At 59.2% G+C, this 16,740-nt stretch carries 13 protein-coding genes, 1 tRNA gene and 3 pseudogenes; 10 read left to right on the forward strand and 7 right to left on the reverse strand.

Features of this window, described 5'->3' with window-relative positions:
* Nucleotides 1–95 precede the first annotated feature (95 nt).
* Complete coding sequence (locus tag JJB09_RS07630) at nucleotides 96–1,778, forward strand: sigma-54-dependent Fis family transcriptional regulator (protein ID WP_201655517.1); 1,683 nt, start codon at nucleotides 96–98, stop codon at nucleotides 1,776–1,778.
* Here the strand turns inward: JJB09_RS07630 and JJB09_RS07635 are convergent.
* The 3 genes from JJB09_RS07635 to JJB09_RS07645 all read right to left on the reverse strand — a co-directional run bounded on the left by JJB09_RS07635 (nucleotide 1,734) and on the right by JJB09_RS07645 (nucleotide 4,122).
* Nucleotides 1,734–2,159, reverse strand: a complete 426-nt coding sequence (locus JJB09_RS07635; RefSeq protein WP_201655520.1) for a CoA transferase subunit A — start codon at nucleotides 2,157–2,159, stop codon at nucleotides 1,734–1,736. The two genes, JJB09_RS07630 and JJB09_RS07635, sit on opposite strands and share 45 nt — an antisense overlap.
* An 89-nt stretch (nucleotides 2,160–2,248) precedes the next feature.
* A complete protein-coding gene (locus JJB09_RS07640) occupies nucleotides 2,249–3,208 on the reverse strand; it encodes a VOC family protein (RefSeq protein WP_201655523.1) in 960 nt (319 codons plus the stop codon).
* A gap of 38 nt (nucleotides 3,209–3,246) precedes the next feature.
* Nucleotides 3,247–4,122, reverse strand: coding sequence for a fumarylacetoacetate hydrolase family protein (locus tag JJB09_RS07645; RefSeq protein WP_201655525.1), 876 nt, complete (start codon nucleotides 4,120–4,122; stop codon nucleotides 3,247–3,249).
* A 206-nt stretch (nucleotides 4,123–4,328) separates the two neighbouring features.
* Between JJB09_RS07645 and JJB09_RS07650 the strand changes: the two genes are divergently transcribed.
* Nucleotides 4,329–5,012: a GntR family transcriptional regulator gene (locus JJB09_RS07650; protein ID WP_201655528.1), complete on the forward strand. Its 684-nt coding sequence runs from the start codon at nucleotides 4,329–4,331 to the stop codon at nucleotides 5,010–5,012.
* 214 nt (nucleotides 5,013–5,226) lie between these two features.
* Here the strand turns inward: JJB09_RS07650 and JJB09_RS07655 are convergent, their stop codons facing one another.
* Together JJB09_RS07655 and mhpA are read right to left on the reverse strand one after the other, a co-directional pair.
* A complete protein-coding gene (locus JJB09_RS07655; protein WP_201655531.1) occupies nucleotides 5,227–6,516 on the reverse strand; it encodes an ABC transporter substrate-binding protein in 1,290 nt (429 codons plus the stop codon).
* Nucleotides 6,517–6,542: 26 nt separating this feature from the next.
* On the reverse strand, nucleotides 6,543–8,171 hold the full coding sequence (gene mhpA, locus JJB09_RS07660; protein WP_201655533.1) for a bifunctional 3-(3-hydroxy-phenyl)propionate/3-hydroxycinnamic acid hydroxylase MhpA: 1,629 nt from the start codon (nucleotides 8,169–8,171) through the stop codon (nucleotides 6,543–6,545).
* A gap of 152 nt (nucleotides 8,172–8,323) precedes the next feature.
* On the opposite strand from mhpA, the gene JJB09_RS07665 reads away from it, so the two are divergent.
* From JJB09_RS07665 to JJB09_RS07695, 7 genes and pseudogenes are all read left to right on the forward strand, one after another.
* Nucleotides 8,324–9,067 (forward strand): ABC transporter ATP-binding protein, encoded by a 744-nt coding sequence (locus JJB09_RS07665; RefSeq protein ID WP_201655535.1) that lies wholly within the window; start codon nucleotides 8,324–8,326, stop codon nucleotides 9,065–9,067.
* A complete protein-coding gene (locus tag JJB09_RS07670; RefSeq protein ID WP_201655538.1) occupies nucleotides 9,060–9,764 on the forward strand; it encodes an ABC transporter ATP-binding protein in 705 nt (234 codons plus the stop codon). Before JJB09_RS07665 ends, JJB09_RS07670 begins: the two co-directional genes overlap by 8 nt.
* 1 nt (nucleotide 9,765) lies before the next feature.
* A complete protein-coding gene (locus tag JJB09_RS07675) occupies nucleotides 9,766–10,623 on the forward strand; it encodes a branched-chain amino acid ABC transporter permease (protein ID WP_201655541.1) in 858 nt (285 codons plus the stop codon).
* A gap of 6 nt (nucleotides 10,624–10,629) precedes the next feature.
* A complete protein-coding gene (locus JJB09_RS07680; protein WP_201655544.1) occupies nucleotides 10,630–11,625 on the forward strand; it encodes a branched-chain amino acid ABC transporter permease in 996 nt (331 codons plus the stop codon).
* A gap of 174 nt (nucleotides 11,626–11,799) precedes the next feature.
* A pseudogene (locus JJB09_RS07685) lies at nucleotides 11,800–12,160 on the forward strand (IS3 family transposase); the annotation flags it as partial.
* Nucleotides 12,161–12,282: 122 nt separating this feature from the next.
* Nucleotides 12,283–13,494 carry a TadE/TadG family type IV pilus assembly protein gene (locus tag JJB09_RS07690; RefSeq protein ID WP_201655547.1) on the forward strand — a complete coding sequence of 404 codons (1,212 nt, stop codon included), beginning with the start codon at nucleotides 12,283–12,285 and terminating at the stop codon, nucleotides 13,492–13,494.
* 355 nt (nucleotides 13,495–13,849) lie between these two features.
* Entirely contained in the window at nucleotides 13,850–14,239 is a 390-nt protein-coding gene (locus JJB09_RS07695; protein ID WP_201655550.1) for a BrxR family transcriptional regulator, read from the forward strand.
* Nucleotides 14,240–14,276: 37 nt separating this feature from the next.
* Here the strand turns inward: JJB09_RS07695 and JJB09_RS07700 are convergent.
* Nucleotides 14,277–15,198: pseudogene (locus JJB09_RS07700) on the reverse strand (IS3 family transposase); the annotation flags it as partial.
* A 78-nt stretch (nucleotides 15,199–15,276) separates the two neighbouring features.
* Between JJB09_RS07700 and JJB09_RS07705 the strand changes: the two are divergent.
* Nucleotides 15,277–16,488, forward strand: a pseudogene (locus tag JJB09_RS07705) (IS3 family transposase).
* A gap of 129 nt (nucleotides 16,489–16,617) precedes the next feature.
* Here JJB09_RS07705 and JJB09_RS07710 read toward each other — a convergent pair.
* A tRNA-Met gene (locus JJB09_RS07710) sits at nucleotides 16,618–16,694 on the reverse strand.
* Between the last annotated feature and the right edge of the window lie 46 nt (nucleotides 16,695–16,740).

The following is a 16,740-nucleotide window of genomic DNA, read 5'->3' on the forward strand; positions in this document are numbered from 1 at the left end:
CGCCGAGATTGCCATCCCCGCCAATTATGGCTACTGTTCGCCACATCACCGCAAATTTGGCTTCTGGTGACCAATCGCACATTGGGAGGTGTTCGATGTCCAAACTGTCAGGATTGGTGCTGAGCGTAGGACCGGATGCCTCCGGCAGCATCAATACGGGCGAGTCGATATTGCCCGACCTATCGGATTTGAGTGAACGCATTAAATTCGTGCCAAGAGAGGGGCAAATTTGGCTGGACGACCAACGGGCGGTCATTCTGAACCTGGAAGTTCTAATCACGCTACGCAGGGAGCTGATGGAAGGTCTAGGTCCGCAAAAAGCCAATGAAGTGCTTTTTCGTGCTGGACATGCGGCGGGGGCACGTGAAGGCATGCTGGCCATCAAGGTCAGGGCCAACAAACCGCATCTCGATGCCTTCCTTGTCGGTCCTCAACTCCACGCGCTGAGAGGGGAGGTATATGTCGAGCCAGTAATTTTAGAAGGGGACGTCGAGACGGGGAGATACTACAGTGAATTGCTATGGCGGAACTCTGCTGAAGCAGAAACGCATGTGGCTTCCTTCGGTGGCAGTAACGAGCCTGTTTGCTGGATGCAGATCGGCTATGCCTCGGGTTACACGAGCACCGTCATGGGGCGACCGATAATATTTAGGGAAGTCGAATGCGTGGCATGTGGCTCGTCGCACTGTCGCATCGTTGGAAAACCCGCTGAGGAATGGCCGACGGAGCCGGAGCATGCCTTTCTGTCAAAGGTCGGATCTTACTCGTCGAGCAAAGATGAGAAACGCAGCATTATCGGACGATCCTCCCGGTTTTTGGGTGCGTGGCATCTTCTTACAAAGGTTGCACCGTTGCGTACAACGACACTGCTTCTGGGTGAAACCGGTGTCGGCAAGGAAATATTCGCAAAAGCAATCCATGACGCCAGTCCACGACGTAAAATGAGCATGCTGAGCGTAAATTGCGCGGCAATTCCTGAAAGCTTGATCGATGCGGAACTGTTTGGCGTTGAGAAGGGCGCTTTTACAGGTGCCGGACATGCTCGGGCAGGCTGGTTTGAGGCTGCGGACAAAAACACCCTGTTCCTCGACGAGATCGGAACCCTGAACCTGAACGCTCAGGCAAAGCTCCTAAGAGTCCTTCAAGAGGGTCAGTTTAGCAGGCTTGGCGGGACGATCATGCGCAACGTCGACGCGAGGATCATCTGCGCAACGAACGTCGACCTCGAGCGGGAAGTCAAAGAGGGCCGCTTCCGTGCGGACCTTTTGCATCGCCTCAACGCTTTTCCGATCGCCATACCGCCGCTAAGGGAGAGGCGCGATGATATCCCCCTGCTTATCGACTACTTCCTCTCACGGTTCAACGAAAGGAACGGCCGGCATATTAGCGGCTTCACGATGAAAGCGGTGGACGCTTTGATGGCCTATGAGTTTCCGGGAAATGTTCGTGAGCTGGAAAACATGATCGAGCGCGCCGCAATCCTTACCCCAGAAGACGAACCCATAGACACTCTACACCTATTCAACAATCAAAGCGGGCTTCACCGCACCTATCTTACGCCCGAAGTGGGGGGCAGCCTCGTGCGGAGGGCATTCCCGTATCTTGACGAAATGCCACATGAGGCCATCTCCACCACAGCGGGTATGTCACTAATGCAAGTCGAGCAACTCGCGATCACTGAAGCAATGCGGGTCGCGGGCGGTAACGTCTCCGAGGCGGCACGTAAATTGGGGCTAACAAGAGCAAAATTGCGGCATCGGCTCAAGCTCTTGACTTAGGTATGAGAGTTGCTGACAGCGTGTATAAAAACCAGCTATTCCTGCACCCCCTGCCCGCATGCGCTCGGCAAGCGTCCCTTGGGGATTGAACTCCAGTTCGAGTTCACCCGACAGATATTGGCGCATGAAACTCCGTGTTTTCGCCGACATAGGACGAGACCATCTTCCTGACCTGCCTGGTCGCCAGATGTGGCCCAGCCCGAAGCAATCGACCCCCGCATTGTTGGACGCGATTGTCAGATCGCGTGTCCCGGCATCGCGGAAAGCCGCGATCAACAACTCGGGGATTCCACAAAGGCCGAACCCACCCGCGGCAATCAACATGCCATCGAACAGTAGCCCGTCGAGCGCTGCACCAGCATGGGCATATAATTTTTGCATCTAATGCAGGAAGCCGCCAAGGCTTGCCGCGACAGAGATCGCCTTTTCGCCTTCTGTCGCAACGCCTTGCGCGCCTAGTGCCGTAAACGCTAGCTCTGGGCTTCGTGGTTGGTTACGAAGTCCGCCGGGATTTCAGGTCCCCAGAGATAGATGGAATCCTGCGGCGGATAATCGCCGGCATCCCAATGATGATCGACGGGGATATAGTCGATGTCGGCCGAATATTCACTGTAGCTGCCCCAAGGGTCACGCACGTAGTGGAAGTAGTTGGATCCGAGCACGTGGCGCCCCAGGCCCCAGCCCTTGACAAACCCTTTGTCGGCCATCTGCATCGCACCGCGGCCAATCTCGTCGATCGAACCCACGTCCCAGGAGCAGTGATGAAGCCCGGGAGCGGACGACTTGGCGAATGCAACCAGATGGTGGTCGCTTCCATGAATGCCATGCATGAAGCAGATGCCGTCGCCAGAGCGATCGGAAAGCCGCAGGCCCAGATAGCGGCTGTAGAAATCGATCGCACCTTGCACGTCCGCCGTGAAGATCAGTACATGCGCCAATCGGCGGGGCCGCACCACTGCGACTTTCGATCTTTGCGGCGCAGCCGCTGTGCCGGAAGGCTCTGATTTCATCAAGAAATGCGTCTTCTCATCCGGAGAAGATTTCTGCGCGATCTTCAGCTCGATCAGCACGCCATTGTGGTCGTAAAACCAAACACCGTTCGTGTCGAAGCCCCTCGGGGCATCCATCAATCGGATTCCACCCTCTTCGAGTCGCCGCCGCATCGGCTCGAAATCTTCCTCGAACGCTGCGAATGACAGAAAATTGAGCTTCTTTCGAGCGCCTTCGCCGATACTCGCCCAGCGCTGATTCGAACCAAAGGTGTAGAGCCCGAGCGTGTTGCCCTCCTCCCGCACATCGAGCCCGAAGGACTTATAGAAGTCCTCGGCAACGCGAAGATCAGGCACGACGACGTTGAAGGCATCCATAGAATGGATGCCGAGTTCTCCGGGTCGCTTCGATATGGCGACCTTGCCTGTAATTGCCGTCATGTATCCCTCCTCAGAGACATGTGGGGCGCGTTACCCAATCAGGCGGCCGCGCGCTTTACCGACCGATCCTTGATCGGGTTGGACAGAATGCCGATCCTTTCGATCTCGACTTCGCAGACGTCGCCGTCCTTCATGAATAGCTGCGGCTTGCGGGCCAGGCCGACACCAGACGGCGTGCCGGTCACGATCACGTCGCCGGGAACCAGCGTCATGAAGCCGGAGAGAATAGAGATCAGCTTCGCGACGGAAAATACCATGTCGCTAATCGATGCGTCCTGCACTACCTGGCCGTTCAGGCGCGTCTGCAGCCGAAGACCTTCGCAGCCGGGCGGGAGTTCGTCGGCGGTGACAAACCAGGGACCGAAGGCGCCAGTGTCGTCGAAATTCTTGCCTGGCGTCCATTGCGGCGCCTTGAACTGGTAGTCGCGGATCGAGCCGTCGTTGAAAATCGAATACCCCGCCACGTAATCGAGCGCGTCCGACTCGGATACGTCCCGCGCCGGCTTGCCGATGATGGCGACCAGTTCGCCTTCATAATCAAGCTGAACGGAAACCTCCGGGCGCAAAATCGGCGCACCGTGGGCAATCAAGCTCGAATTGAAGCGCCCGAAGATCGTTGGAAAATCCGGCTGCTTAAAGCCGCTTTCGGCAGAATGGTCGGTATAGTTGAGACCAACGCAGACGATTTTTTCCGGATTGGAGATTGGCGGCAGGAGCGTTACCCTATCGAGATTGACAGCTGGCGCATTTTTGAGAGCTTCAGCGGCTTGTGCCAAGGCTTGGTCGCCGGATCGGACCAGTGAAAGCAGGTCGCTGGGATAGCCGGCGTCACCGTCCTTCAGACCGCGCCAAGTTCTATCTACCTCGAGCGCAAGCCCGACAACTTCATTATCCTTAAACGAAACGAACCGCATGGAATGTGCCTCCTATTTTGTGAGAGCAAGGTACTGGGTAAAAATTTATCGGTCAACACATAATATATTATTTATAGTTTCATACTTTTATAAGTCGGTATTAACCCTGCCCTTGCCCCTATATCGCTAGCGCTCTAAAGAGAATATGATAATATATTATTCTGCGAATAATCGACGTTCGCGACTATCGATCGATCGGAGAAAAAATGGCAAGTCCCAAGGCTGGAAGCCTCACTGCGGAAGCGCACGCCCGCCTTCGGGGCGACATTCTTGCCTGCCGACTAATCCCTGGACACAAGCTCGTCATTCAGGATCTATGCGATTCCTTAGGCTTCAGTCTGGGCGCCGTCCGGGAAGCGCTTTCTCGCCTGACCTCGGAAGGCCTTGTAGAGGCCGAGCCGCGCAAGGGCTTTCGGGTTGCCCCTATCACCGAAGAAGAACTGCAGGACATAACCAACGTTCGCGCCACCATCGAAAGCCTGTGCCTGGAAAATGCTATCCGTAACGGCGACCTCAAATGGGAGACGGGCATCGTGTCGACGCTGTTCGAGTTGTCGCGATTGAAACTGCAGGACGCCGATGACAGCGCACGCGTAAGCGAGGTGTGGGCGGAAACACATCGCCGCTTCCACGAAGCGCTCGTAGCAGCCTGCGACAGCCCCTGGCTGCTACGGTTGCGAGAGACGCTGTTCACCCAGTCAGAGCGCTATCGGCGCGTATCCGTTCCGCTTGACCGCATGGGGCGTGATCTGCACGGTGAACACAAGGCGATTGCAGACGCCGCCATTGCTCGCGATGTCGTGAGGGCCACCGCTGAAATGCGCGCTCACTTGGCAAAAACAACACGCATTCTCATCAAGGCTGGCGTCGTCAACCAGCACCTCACATAACTTGACCCGGCAGCGGTAGCGCTGAGAAACTCGATCCGATCGATTTACCCCATCACCACTTACCGATGGCTCGCAACCAGCCCCTTGGCGACCGCGCGCCCTCCGGTTTGATCGATTTTTTCACCGGCATCGTTCGGGGCGAGCAGGCCTGATCCGGCCTGCCGCTGTTTTGAAAGCATACCGCGCAAAAGCTACCGGATATCCGCGACAAGCTTCAGAGCGCGCGGAACGGCGCCTGGACTGCGATTTCCGGTGCGGACCGGTTCTCGCAGATGGCAATATCGAATTTGCCGTCGTCCTTGCGCAACCATTGACCGCCGACCAGCGGCGTCTGGCAGGCGTTCTTCACAGGGCCATGTTCCCAACTCACGGGCCCGACGATGGATTTGTAGTTGGTCGTCCTGATTGCCTCCAAGATCTCGGTCTTGTCCTTTGGATTTACGGAACGCTTCAAGACATCGATCGCGACTTCGAGCAGAGCGTGCTTGTATCCGGTCGGCTGGATCCACGGCTGGCCACTTGCCTTGCTGTAGCCTTCAGCAAGTTGACGGGAGGTCTCGCCGGTCAAGCCAGACGAATAGGGATGGTTTGGCGACCACCACACTTCGCTCGACACGCCATCGCCGTTGGTTCCGAGCGCCTCGACCGAGCTTGGAAAAAGCAGCGCTTTGGCGACGGTGACAGCCTTCGGGCGAAACCCTTGCTGGGCCGCCTGCATCCAGAAGGTGGTGAAGTCAGGAGGAAGGAAGACGCCTGAGACGATATCGACCTTCGCATCCTTCAATTTTGCGATCTGGGCGGAGAAATCGTCCGAAAGCGGCTGATGGAAACCGGCGTCGACGACCTCGTATCCCCGCTTTGCAAACAGCGGCGGCAGGCCGGTCGTGGCATTCGAGAGCGGAACGCCGTCGCTGTCGTTGGACCAGAGCACGCCGACCTTCCTGTTGGTGTCGAGCTGGTCCCAGAGCGATGTGTAGCTGTCAACCACCTGGGACGAGCCCCAGAAGAAGTGATAGGTCCATTCGAAACCTTCGGCCGGATCGCCGCCCCGGCCGAAGAAATGGCCGTCCCAGGGCGTATCCGTCGAAATGCACGGTACCTCGTTCAGCTCGCACTGATCGGCAACCGGATTGGTGGTGTCGGCGGTCGAGGATGCGAGCATCAGGTCGACCTCCTCCTCCAGCATCAACTGGCTGGCTACCTCCGCCGCGCGGTTGGGATTGGACTGGCTGTCACGGGTGATGATTTCGACGGGATATAGTGTGCCGTCGATCGTTATGCCGTCGCCGATCGCCTTGCGCACCCCGGCGAGCACATATTCATCCGAGGCGCCGAAGGCCGCGACCGGCCCGGTCGTCGGGCTGACGAAGCCGATCTTGATCGTTTCGCCGCCCGCGAACGCCCTCCGCGTGAGGATGGCGGGGGTGGCCAACGTCATGCCGGCGGCCGCTCCTGTCTTGAGTATTGTCCGCCGTGTGAGCGGGCGATGTCCGATAAAAGTCATTCTCTCCTCCTCCCTATTGTTCTCGTTCAGGCGGAAATGGCCATCGCCCGGGTGGGGTGAAAACCATGGGCCTGCGCCTGCCGGTCAAATTCCATCAGCATTGCGTTCACGCGCGATGCCCCTGCCGCGCCGCCGAACAGATAGAAGTCCGGACGGACGAGCATAGCGTCCAGCCCGCGCTCCTTCATGAAGGTGAGGATCTGGCCTTGCGTGTCGCCGATCTGGTCGTCGCCGGCCAACCGGCGATCCGCCACCGTGACGATCTCGATTCCCTGTGCCTCGCAGAGGCTGCGCGCCGCAGGCGTCAGTTCGCTCGGCTTGATGGCCCCCGACAAGAACAGGTTGAAGCCCGGCAAAACGACGCGATCGAGGCGGCTGGTCTTTCCGTGATAGCGGACGGCCCCATGCGGCGCGAGCTGGCCCGCGGGCGAAACGACGTTGCCGTCACGGTCCTTTTCCAGCAGACCCTTGGTCAGGATGGGGAATGGCGGCGGCGGCGGAGCCGAACTGCTGAGAAAAGCAGCATCGCGTTCGGCGGCCTTCTGCGCATCCGGCATGCAGATGATGGAGCCGAGGAAAATGGAAGCCTTGATGACGTCGGTGGCATGCGGCGCGCGCTCGGGCTCGTAGGTTTCGAGTAGCGAGGCGTCGGCATCGCCTTTCATCACGCGGTCGAGCTTCCAGGCGAGGTTCCAGACATCGCGCAGGCCAGCGCACATGCCCTGCCCCATAAAGGGCGGCATGACATGCGCCGCATCGCCGGCGAGGAAGATGCGCCCATCCTGCCATTTGTCGGCCACCAGAGAACGGAACGTATAGAGGGCATGGCGGACGAGTTCGCCCTGATCGGGCTTGATCCAGGCGCTGAGCAGATCCCAGACCTTCTTCTCTTCCAGCATCTCCTCGCGGGTCTCATGTGGCAACCGCATGAATTCCCAACGGCGGCAGATCCGGCCGTTGTCGATACCGCCTGGAACGATCGTTGTCGGCCGCTCGGGATTGCAATATTGCCCGCATTCGGGAATGCCGAGATCGCGCGCTGTCAGCCCGTCCTTCAAAGTGAAATCGATTACCAACCAGTCTGCTTCGAAGCCGAGGTCAGTCCGCCCAATGCCAAGCTGTTCGCGCACGAGGCTGTTGGCGCCGTCGATACCCAGAAGATAGCGGGCCGTCACCTTCCGCGTCGCGCCTGATTTCGTATCCCGCACCGTCACGGTAACGCGATCAGCCGTCTGGCTGATCGCGACCGCTTCGCAATTGAAGTTCAGATCGACGCCCGGCCGGGACTTGATCTCCGCATCCATGGCCCATTCGAAGCTGGGCTGGTGCACGAAATTGACCTCGGAGCCGCCAGATATGGACCCGGCGGCCCAGTCGATCGCCAGCAATTGCTTCCATTCCGCATTGAACCAGCGATAGACGGGCGCATCGTTCGTCACGCTGTCGGCGATATGACCGAGACCCGCCGCGTGCAGCACCCGGAAAATCTCATGATCGATACAGACAGCGCGCGGCAGGGAATAGACCTCCTGCCAGCGTTCGAAGACGCCGACCTTCCAGCCCATCCGGCTGAGAAACAGCGCCGATGCCTTGCTGACCGGACCGTAGCCGATCTGAATGACGTCATAATCGACGTCCGCGGCCATAACTTCCATTGCTTTTCCTCCGCAACTCCTGCCTCCCCTCCATCACTGACACAACACAATAGATGAATCAATAAAAAATATATTATATTGCAAATACTGCATTATGTGATTAGCGTCACGGATGAGGAAGCCGGCGCTTGCAGTCCGGGGGGAGATCCTTGATGGGAGTAAATTTCGTGCTGAAGGCGACGGGGCTGTGCAAAGCCTACGGTGCCCTTCGCGTCACCACCGACGTTTCATTATGCCTGTCACCCGGCGAGGCCCTTGGCATCATAGGGCCGAACGGCGCGGGCAAGACGACCCTGCTCAACCTTTTGACGGGCACCGTGCGCGCCGACCGGGGCCGCGTGTTCTTCAAGGGCACCGATATCACGTCCGTCAACCCCCGCAAGCGGTGCAGGATGGGCATCACCCGCTCCTTTCAGGTGCCGCAGCCCTTTGCCGGCATGACCGTGTTTGAAAATACGCTGGTGGCGGCAACCTACGGCCAGGGGCTGACAGAAGCGAAAGCCCGCGAGCATGCCGCAGACGCTTTGCAGCGAACCGGGCTCTGGAAGAAGGCGACGGTCCGCGCCGGCGAGATCGGGCTGCTCGACCGCAAGCGTCTCGAACTTGCCCGCTCGATCGCCACTGCTCCGAAACTTCTCCTGCTCGACGAAATCGCCGGCGGCTTGACGGAAGCGGAATGCCGCGAGCTGATCGAACTGATCCTGGCGATCAAATCCGAGGACGTCTCGATCGTCTGGATCGAGCATGTGCTGCACGCCCTGCTGTCCGTCGTCGATCGCGTCATGCTGCTCGATCTCGGCCGCAAGGTCGCCGAGGGCGATCCCCACGCGATCTTGCGCAGTCCCGAAGTCGCCGCCGTCTATCTCGGCCTGGAACTGGATGCCGCCCATGGCTGAACCTTTGCTGTCGATCGACCGGCTGTCGTCCGGCTATGGTGATTTCCAGGCGCTGTTCGATATCGGCTTCGATCTGGAAGAGGGTGCAGTCCTCGGCCTGGTCGGCGCCAACGGTGCGGGCAAGACGACGCTGTTCAAGGCGATCATGGGCCTTTTGCCCCGCAGCGAAGCCATGGTCCGCTTCCGCGGCCGCCCGGTCGGCGCCGCCAGCCCGCATGAGCTTGCCGCCCTCGGCATCGCGATGGTGCCCGAGGGGCGGCGTCTCTTCCGGTCCTTGAGTGTCGAGGAGAACCTGCGCATTGCAGCCGACCACGGCCGGCGCGGGCCGTGGAACATCCGCGAAATCTACAGGCTGTTTCCGGTGCTGGAGGAAAAGCGCCGGATGCCGGCTTTGTCGCTCTCTGGCGGCCAGCAGCAGATGGTGGCGATCGGCCGGGCGCTGGTCGCCAATCCCGCGCTCGTTCTCTTCGACGAGCTGTCGCTCGGCCTTGCGCCGATCGTCGTCAACGACGTCTACGCCACGATGCCGACCATCCTCGCAAGCGGGATCAGCGCCGTCATCGTCGAACAGGATCTGGAACGCTCGCGCAGCGTCTCGGACCGTCTCGTCTGCCTGCGCGAGGGACGCGTCGTGCTGCAGGGCGACGCCGCCGACCTGACCAAGCACGACCTCACGGCCGCCTATTTCGGAGAATGAAATGGCATTGATCGACACTCTTCTCCAGGGCGTGCTCCTGGGCGGGCTCTATACCCTCTTTGCGGTCGGGCTTTCGCTGATCTTCGGCGTGATGCGCCTCGTCAACATCGCCCATGGCGACTTCGCGATCCTCGCCGCGTATATCGGCCACATGGTGCTCACGACGCTCGGGCTGCATCCACTGCTGGCGCTCGCCATCGTCATCCCGGTCATGGCGGGCCTCGGCTATCTGCTGCAGAGCGCACTGCTCAACCGGGTCATGGGAGAGGACATCCTGCCTCCCCTGCTCGTCACATTCGGCCTTGCGATCATTGTTCAGAATGCGCTTCTGGCGACCTTCTCTTCCAACGCGGTGCGGTTGCCGGCCGGCGCTCTGGAAACGGCAAGCATCGAGATCGCTGGCGTTCATCTCGGCATCCTACCCATCCTGACCTTCTGCGTTGCAGTCCTTCTGATCGCGGCGCTGGAGTTCCTGTTCTCCTCGACGCGCGCCGGGCGGGCCTTTCGGGCAACCTCGGACGATCCCGAGATCGCGAAGGCGATCGGCGTCAAGACATATCACGTCCTTTCGATGGCGATGGCCCTGTGTTTCTCTACCATCGCGCTTGCGGGGGTCCTCCTGGCGATGCGGTCGAATTTCGATCCCTTTTCCGGCCCGGCCCGCCTGATCTTCGGTTTCGAGGCGGTGATCATCGGTGGGCTCGGCAGCTTCTGGGGCACGCTTGCCGGCGGCATCGTGCTGGGCGTGGCGCAATCGCTGGGCGCCCAGATATCGCCGGGCATGCAGATCCTCGCCGGACATCTCGTGTTCTTCGCCGTTCTCGCGCTCAGGCCCCGCGGCCTCTTCCCGAAAGGATAAACGGATATGCCACGTTTTGCTCTTGCGCCGGAACTGCGGCGCTTCGCCGTCCTGTCGGCCATCGGTCTCGCGGTCGTAGCCTCGGCACCGCTGTGGGCGGGAAGCGCCAGTTTGCGGCTGCTCGGAGAATTCTTCGTCATCCTGTCGCTTGCCGTCCTCTGGAACCTGCTTGCGGGTTACGCCGGTCTGCTTTCGGTCGGGCAGCAGGCCTTCGTCGGCGTTGGTGGCTATGCGCTGTTTCTGGCGACGGGATGGGGCTTGTCCCCCTATGCCGCGATCCTCGTTGCGATCCTGGCGGCGACCCTGCTGGCGGCCATTTTCGCGCCCCTGCTTTTTCGTCTAGAGGGAGCGTATTTCGCCATCGGCACCTGGGTCGCGGCAGAGACCGTTCTTCTCGTGTTCAGCCAGATACCGTCGCTGGGCGGGGGTGCAGGCATGTCGCTGCCGGCTCAGGTGGTCAAGGGCATCGCAAGCCAGAAGGCGACGCGCGAATTCGCCATCTACTGGCTCACCTCCGGCATCGGCGCCGCAACGCTGTTTGGCACGTTCGCGCTGTTGCGCTCGCGGGCCGGGCTGGCGCTCACCGCAATCCGCGACAATCCGTTGGCGGCGGCCTCGCTCGGCATCGACATCTGGCGAACCAAATTCCTGACCTACGTCATCGTCGCGGCCGCGACCGGGGCGATCGGGGCCGTTATCTCGCTGCAGAAGCTGCGCCTTTCCCCGTCAAGCGCCTTCAGCCTCAACGACTGGACCGTCACGATCATCTTCATCGTCGTCATCGGCGGCCTCGGCCGGCTTGAAGGCGCCGTTTTGGGAACGCTGATCTATTTCCTGCTGCGTGAACTCCTGTCCGGCTTTGGCGCGGGCTACATGATCGTCCTGGGCCTGGTCGCCATTATCGTCATGCTGTTTTCGAGGAAAGGCTTGTGGCACCTTCTCGAAACCCGCTTCGGCTGGGTTCTGTTTCCCACAATCAGAAACCCGCCAACCGAACCATAGCCACTCGAAACCAGAACCGCTTCGGAGGAATTTTTTCCCTCCGAGCGGGAAAACAGAAAGGGCGGCTAAAAGCCGCTAAAGCCGCCCTGTTCGTATTGACCTGCCACTGCGAATTTCCTCCAGAATTGATTAGAGCCCGGCCCATTGAGGACGGACGAATGAAGAAGCAGAAACAATCGCATCTACCGACTGTATCGAGAGGAAGGCCTTTCCGTGCGCAAGCGGAAAGCCAGGCGGCGTGCTGTCGGCACGCGTGCGCCGATCCTCGTCGAAGCAAAGGCAAATGCCCGGTGGTCGCTGGATTTCGTCCACGATCAGTTCGCCTGCGGCAGGCGCTTCCGCGAATGGCCTACGATTACAACCATTTCCGGCCGCACTCATCACTCGGATACCAGACCCGGCAGACTATGCCGGGATCATCGCCGCAACCGGCTCCAACGCTGCGCAATATGGAAGATTCGCGTTTCCTCCGGTTGCGCCTACCGCGCCTATTGGCGTATCAAAAACCGCCGAGGCTCTAATCGCTGCTGGATGAAAGTTCAGTGGCAGATCAATGGCGTAACAGCGGCCGATATTTGCAAATGTACCAAAAGAACAATCAGTAATTAATCTCTATCAGCTAATATTCACCAGTTTACCTGAGCTGGAGATACACCAATGCTTGAATTTCTCAAATGGCATGTCGGTCGATTTCTTCGCGACCAAGGCGGCAACTTCGCAATCCTGAGTGCGGTTGCCATGTTTCCCGTCCTGGTGGCGATCTCAGTTGCGATCGACTACACTAATGCCAGTTTTACCGCCGAGAAGATGCAGGTGGCGCTAGACAGCGCGACGCTTGTGGCGGTGCGCCTTTATGGCGAGGGCCACAGCGAGGCGGAAGCCACCTCGTTGGCGAACGATATGTTCTACGCCAATTTTACCGACGCTGCCGGGCGCTCCCTGCAAATCGACTATTCCCTGGCGGGACAGCAGGCGACCGCGACGGCCGACTATGCGTTCAACTACCATCCGGTCTTCCTGAAACGGTCGTCGTTCCCCATCTCTCGCCAGAGCAGCACCGTTTACCAAGCAGGCAAGGAAGCCTGCATTCTGGCGCTCGACCCGACGGCCGACCGCGCCTTCGAAGTCAGCGGCAATTCGAGCGTCGACACATCACTATGTGCGATCACCGCAAACTCGCGCAGCGACAAAGCTATCTATGTCGGCGGATCTGCCACCCTGAAGTCGGAATGCCTGTATACGCCAGGCAAGGTTTCCGCCTCGCCGAGCAAGATCGACCTCGCATGCGACAAACCGAACGAGGGAACGGCAGCGGCCGTCGACCCGTTCGTGTCAAGAGCGATCCCGAAAGCCGGGTCCTTGGTCGACCTCAAGAACAAGGCCTCTGGCGAGCTGACGCCCGGGACGTATGACGGCCTCGCTATAAAGGGCAATGTAAAATTGCAACCCGGCGACTACATTATCGACGGCGGCCAGCTTAGTTTCACCGGCCAGTCGGTTATCACTGGTGCAAGGGTCACCTTCTTCCTGCTGAACGGTGCTGAGATCGACATTCATGGCGGCTCGACCTTCAACCTCACTGCCCCGACATCGGGTCCATGGGCGGGCTTCTCGATCGTCGCCGACCGCAGCAATACCGCCTCCGCGGTTATCAACGGCAACAGCAACTCGAAGCTCAACGGCATCATCTACATGCCAGCGGCCAAGGAAATCCGATACTCCGGCAATGGTACGACATCTGGCGAATGCGTCCGCATCATCGCGCAGACGATCAAAATGACCGGGAACAGCAAGTTCAAGTTGGACTGCAAGTCGGAACTGGCGAACAACGAGATCAACAATGCCGGTGCCGTCCGGCTTGTGAAATAAGGTGCGACACCCGCGATGGATGGCGGCCGTCATCCTTTGGCCCAATAAGAGCTTGCCTAATCGCCTGCTCTACCCGAAACCGCCAATCTTTGAGCAATAGGGGGAGAGTCTTCATCTGATGCGCACCGTTATGGTCCCATGTTTCTGTCTGATACTATCGGGAGCAAATTAGTCAGATATTTAATCGAAAGTTTGCAGGAACAATCAGGGACGTCAATTTAGAAAAGCATACAAAAAACCCGCCTCGATTTCACCGGGCGGGGCCATTCCTGTGTTGCTGGGTCAGTTCTCAGTGGCAATCAACAGGGGTCGAAGTGCAATGCATTTCCATGACAACCGGCGATCAGACGCTCCAATGGATTACGCAAACACGGTTTGGTTCGGATGGCTCGCGCATCCATGTGCGCGCCTACCGTTTCAAGCATGGCGAATACCGCGACATGTTCCCGAACGGATTGCGTCTGGGAGCAGCCTCAAGACGAGGAAGCTGGAGGAGCTGCCGTTCGACCGCGACTGGCACACAATCGCCCGCATCAGCCTGCGCCCCCACCGCAATCTTTCGCAGGAGCAGGCCGCTGCCGTGCGTCGCGAATACGCGTTTGACGGCGACGTCCTGGTTGTCGAAACACGCAAAGCAATTGAGCTTTACGCCGACCGCCGCTGGAATCTTGACAGGGATGAAGCAAGGCTTGAGCGCGTCGGCACCGAGTATATTGAAGCCCGCCCCGATAGCGAAACGCCGTGAATGTAAAGCCCCGGATTCGATTAGTCAGGGAGCGTTCTTAAGACAGGTCAGGACGATCTGCCGCGCGTCGCCCCTGATCTCGGCTGATGAACTCGCGCGGTGATTGATATCCTAAAGCACTGTGCGAGTGAAGATTGTTGTAATGCTCGAACCAGAACGGCATGTGCGCCATGACGGTTTCGGCGTCGGGGGTTGGATTCACCCAGACGTAATCGCGCTTGAAGGTTTTGACGAACGCCTCGGCCATGCCGTTCGACTGTGGGCTTCGCACCGCTGTAGTGCACGGTTCCATGCCGATCTGGCGGCGCAAGGATGCGGTGTTCTTGGCGATGAAGCAGGAGCCGTTGTCGGTGAGCCATTCGATGGGCTCGGATAGCACGTTGATGCGACCGAAGCGGTTCTCGATGGCGGTGATCACGAGGTCCTGCACGTCTTCGCTCTTGATGCCCTCCGTAGTGGCGACATGGGCGATCGCCTCGCGGTCGCAGCAGTCGAGGGCGAAGGCGACGCGGACCTTCTCCTTGTTGTCGCAGCCGATCTCCAAGCCGTCGGAGCACCATCTGATGTTCGAACGCTCGACGGCGACCCTGCCGTCGTGAAGGCGATCATCGACCGCTCCAGTATGACGCACCAGCAGCAGATTGTGCAGCTTCATCACCCGGTAAACGCGCTTGGCATTGGGCCACGAACGCCCCAGTTTCCGGGCATTCCGACGCAGGATGGCATGGACACGCCGATAGCCGTAGGTGGGCGTGACGGCGATGACGGCCTTGATGTCCTCCACCAGCTCGCGATCAGGTAGAGGCGGGCGTCCTCTGGCTCTGGAAGGGGAGCCTGCGGCACGCGCGGCGATATTCGAGCGGGCGACACCTCGAGTTTCGCAGGCGGTCTTCATTCCAAAATCCCCCTCGGAAGAGAGAGCGAGCGCAACAGATGTTTTTTGGGCCACCGGCGATTTCGAAGGTGAACTGCCCCCACTTTCGACCGGACACTCAGCATAAGCAGGAAGGCTCAAGCACGGGCTTGAGGATAGGCTTATGTCTAACGAGTATCGACAGGTCGAACTGATGGTTGGCGATGTCCGGCGTCGGCGCTGGACAACAGAGCGCAAACTTCAGATCATCGAAGAGAGCTATGCTCCAGGAGAGACGGTTACCTCTGCGGCCCGGCGGCATGGGTCGCGCCAAATCTCTTGTATCGCTGGCGCAGGCTTTTGAGCGAGGGAGGCGTGGTGGCGGTAGATTCCGACGAGCCGGTGATCGGGAATTCCGAAGTCAAGAAGCTGGAAGACCGTGTGCACGAGCTTGAACGCGTACTCGGGCGCAAGACGCTGGAGAAAGAGGTTCTCCGCGAAGCCCTTTCCAAAGCCAGCTCAAAAAAACAGATATCGCGGCCGATCTTGTTGCCGAAGGACGGTTCCCGATGAAGAAGGTGGCGGACGTTCTGGGCGTCTCTCGCTCCAATCTCGCCGAACGGCTGAAAGGTAATTCCAAGCCTCGCGGACCGTATTTCAAGGCTGAAGACGCTGAACTGCTTCCTGCTATTCGCAGGATCGTCGATGCGCGGCCCACCTACGGCTATCGGCGGAACGGCGCTTTACTCAATCGGGAAAGGCGGGTCGCCGACATTCGCCCGTCAATGCCAAGCGGGTTCACCGGATTATGGCCAATCACGCCATCCTTCTGGAGAAACACACGGCTGTCCGGAAAGGGCGTGTCCATGATGGCAAGATCATAGTGATGCGGTCCAACCTGCGCTGGTGCTCCGATGGGTTGGAGTTCACCTGTTGGAATGACGAAGTTGTCCGGCTCGCCTTCATCATCGACGTATTCGACCGTGAGATCATTGCCTGGTCGGCTGTTTCAAATGCCGGAATATCCGGTTCGGACGTCCGTGACATGATGCTTGAGGCTGCCGAGAACCGATTCCATGCCACCCGAGCGCCAAACGCCATCGAACATCTATCTGACAATGGCAGCGCCTACACCGGCCGAGATACCCGACTGTTTGCTCAGGCCATCAACCTGATCCCATGTTTCACGCCGGTCGCAAGCCCTCAGTCGAACGGCATGTCCGAGGCTTTCGTGAAAACGCTGAAGCGAGACTACATACGCATCTCACCACTTCCAGATGCTCAAACTGCTCTCCGGCAGATCGATGGATGGATCGAGGACTACATCAAGATCCATCCTCACTCCGCGCTGAAAATGGCTTCCCCTCGGGAGTTCATTAAAGCATTGTCTCAATAACTGATCTGTCCGGCGAATTGGGGGCACTCCATCCCGGCAGGATCATGATCCCGATCGGCAAGGTCGAAACGCGAATAGCCCCATGCATGTGTTGCTTGGGGCATTTGTGCTGCTTGTATTGGGGTGTTTTGGTTGCGGGGGCAGGATTTGAACCTGCGGCCTTCAGGTTATGAGCCTGACGAGCTACCGGGCTGCTCCACCCCGCGTTATCCAGCGCAAGTCCGGAGGACTTGTCGCGTCAGCGACCTTCAG

Origin of the sequence: Phytoamicus setariae, from assembly GCF_016722925.1 — a bacterium.
Taxonomy (GTDB): Bacteria; Pseudomonadota; Alphaproteobacteria; order Rhizobiales; family Rhizobiaceae; genus Rhizobium_E; species Rhizobium_E setariae.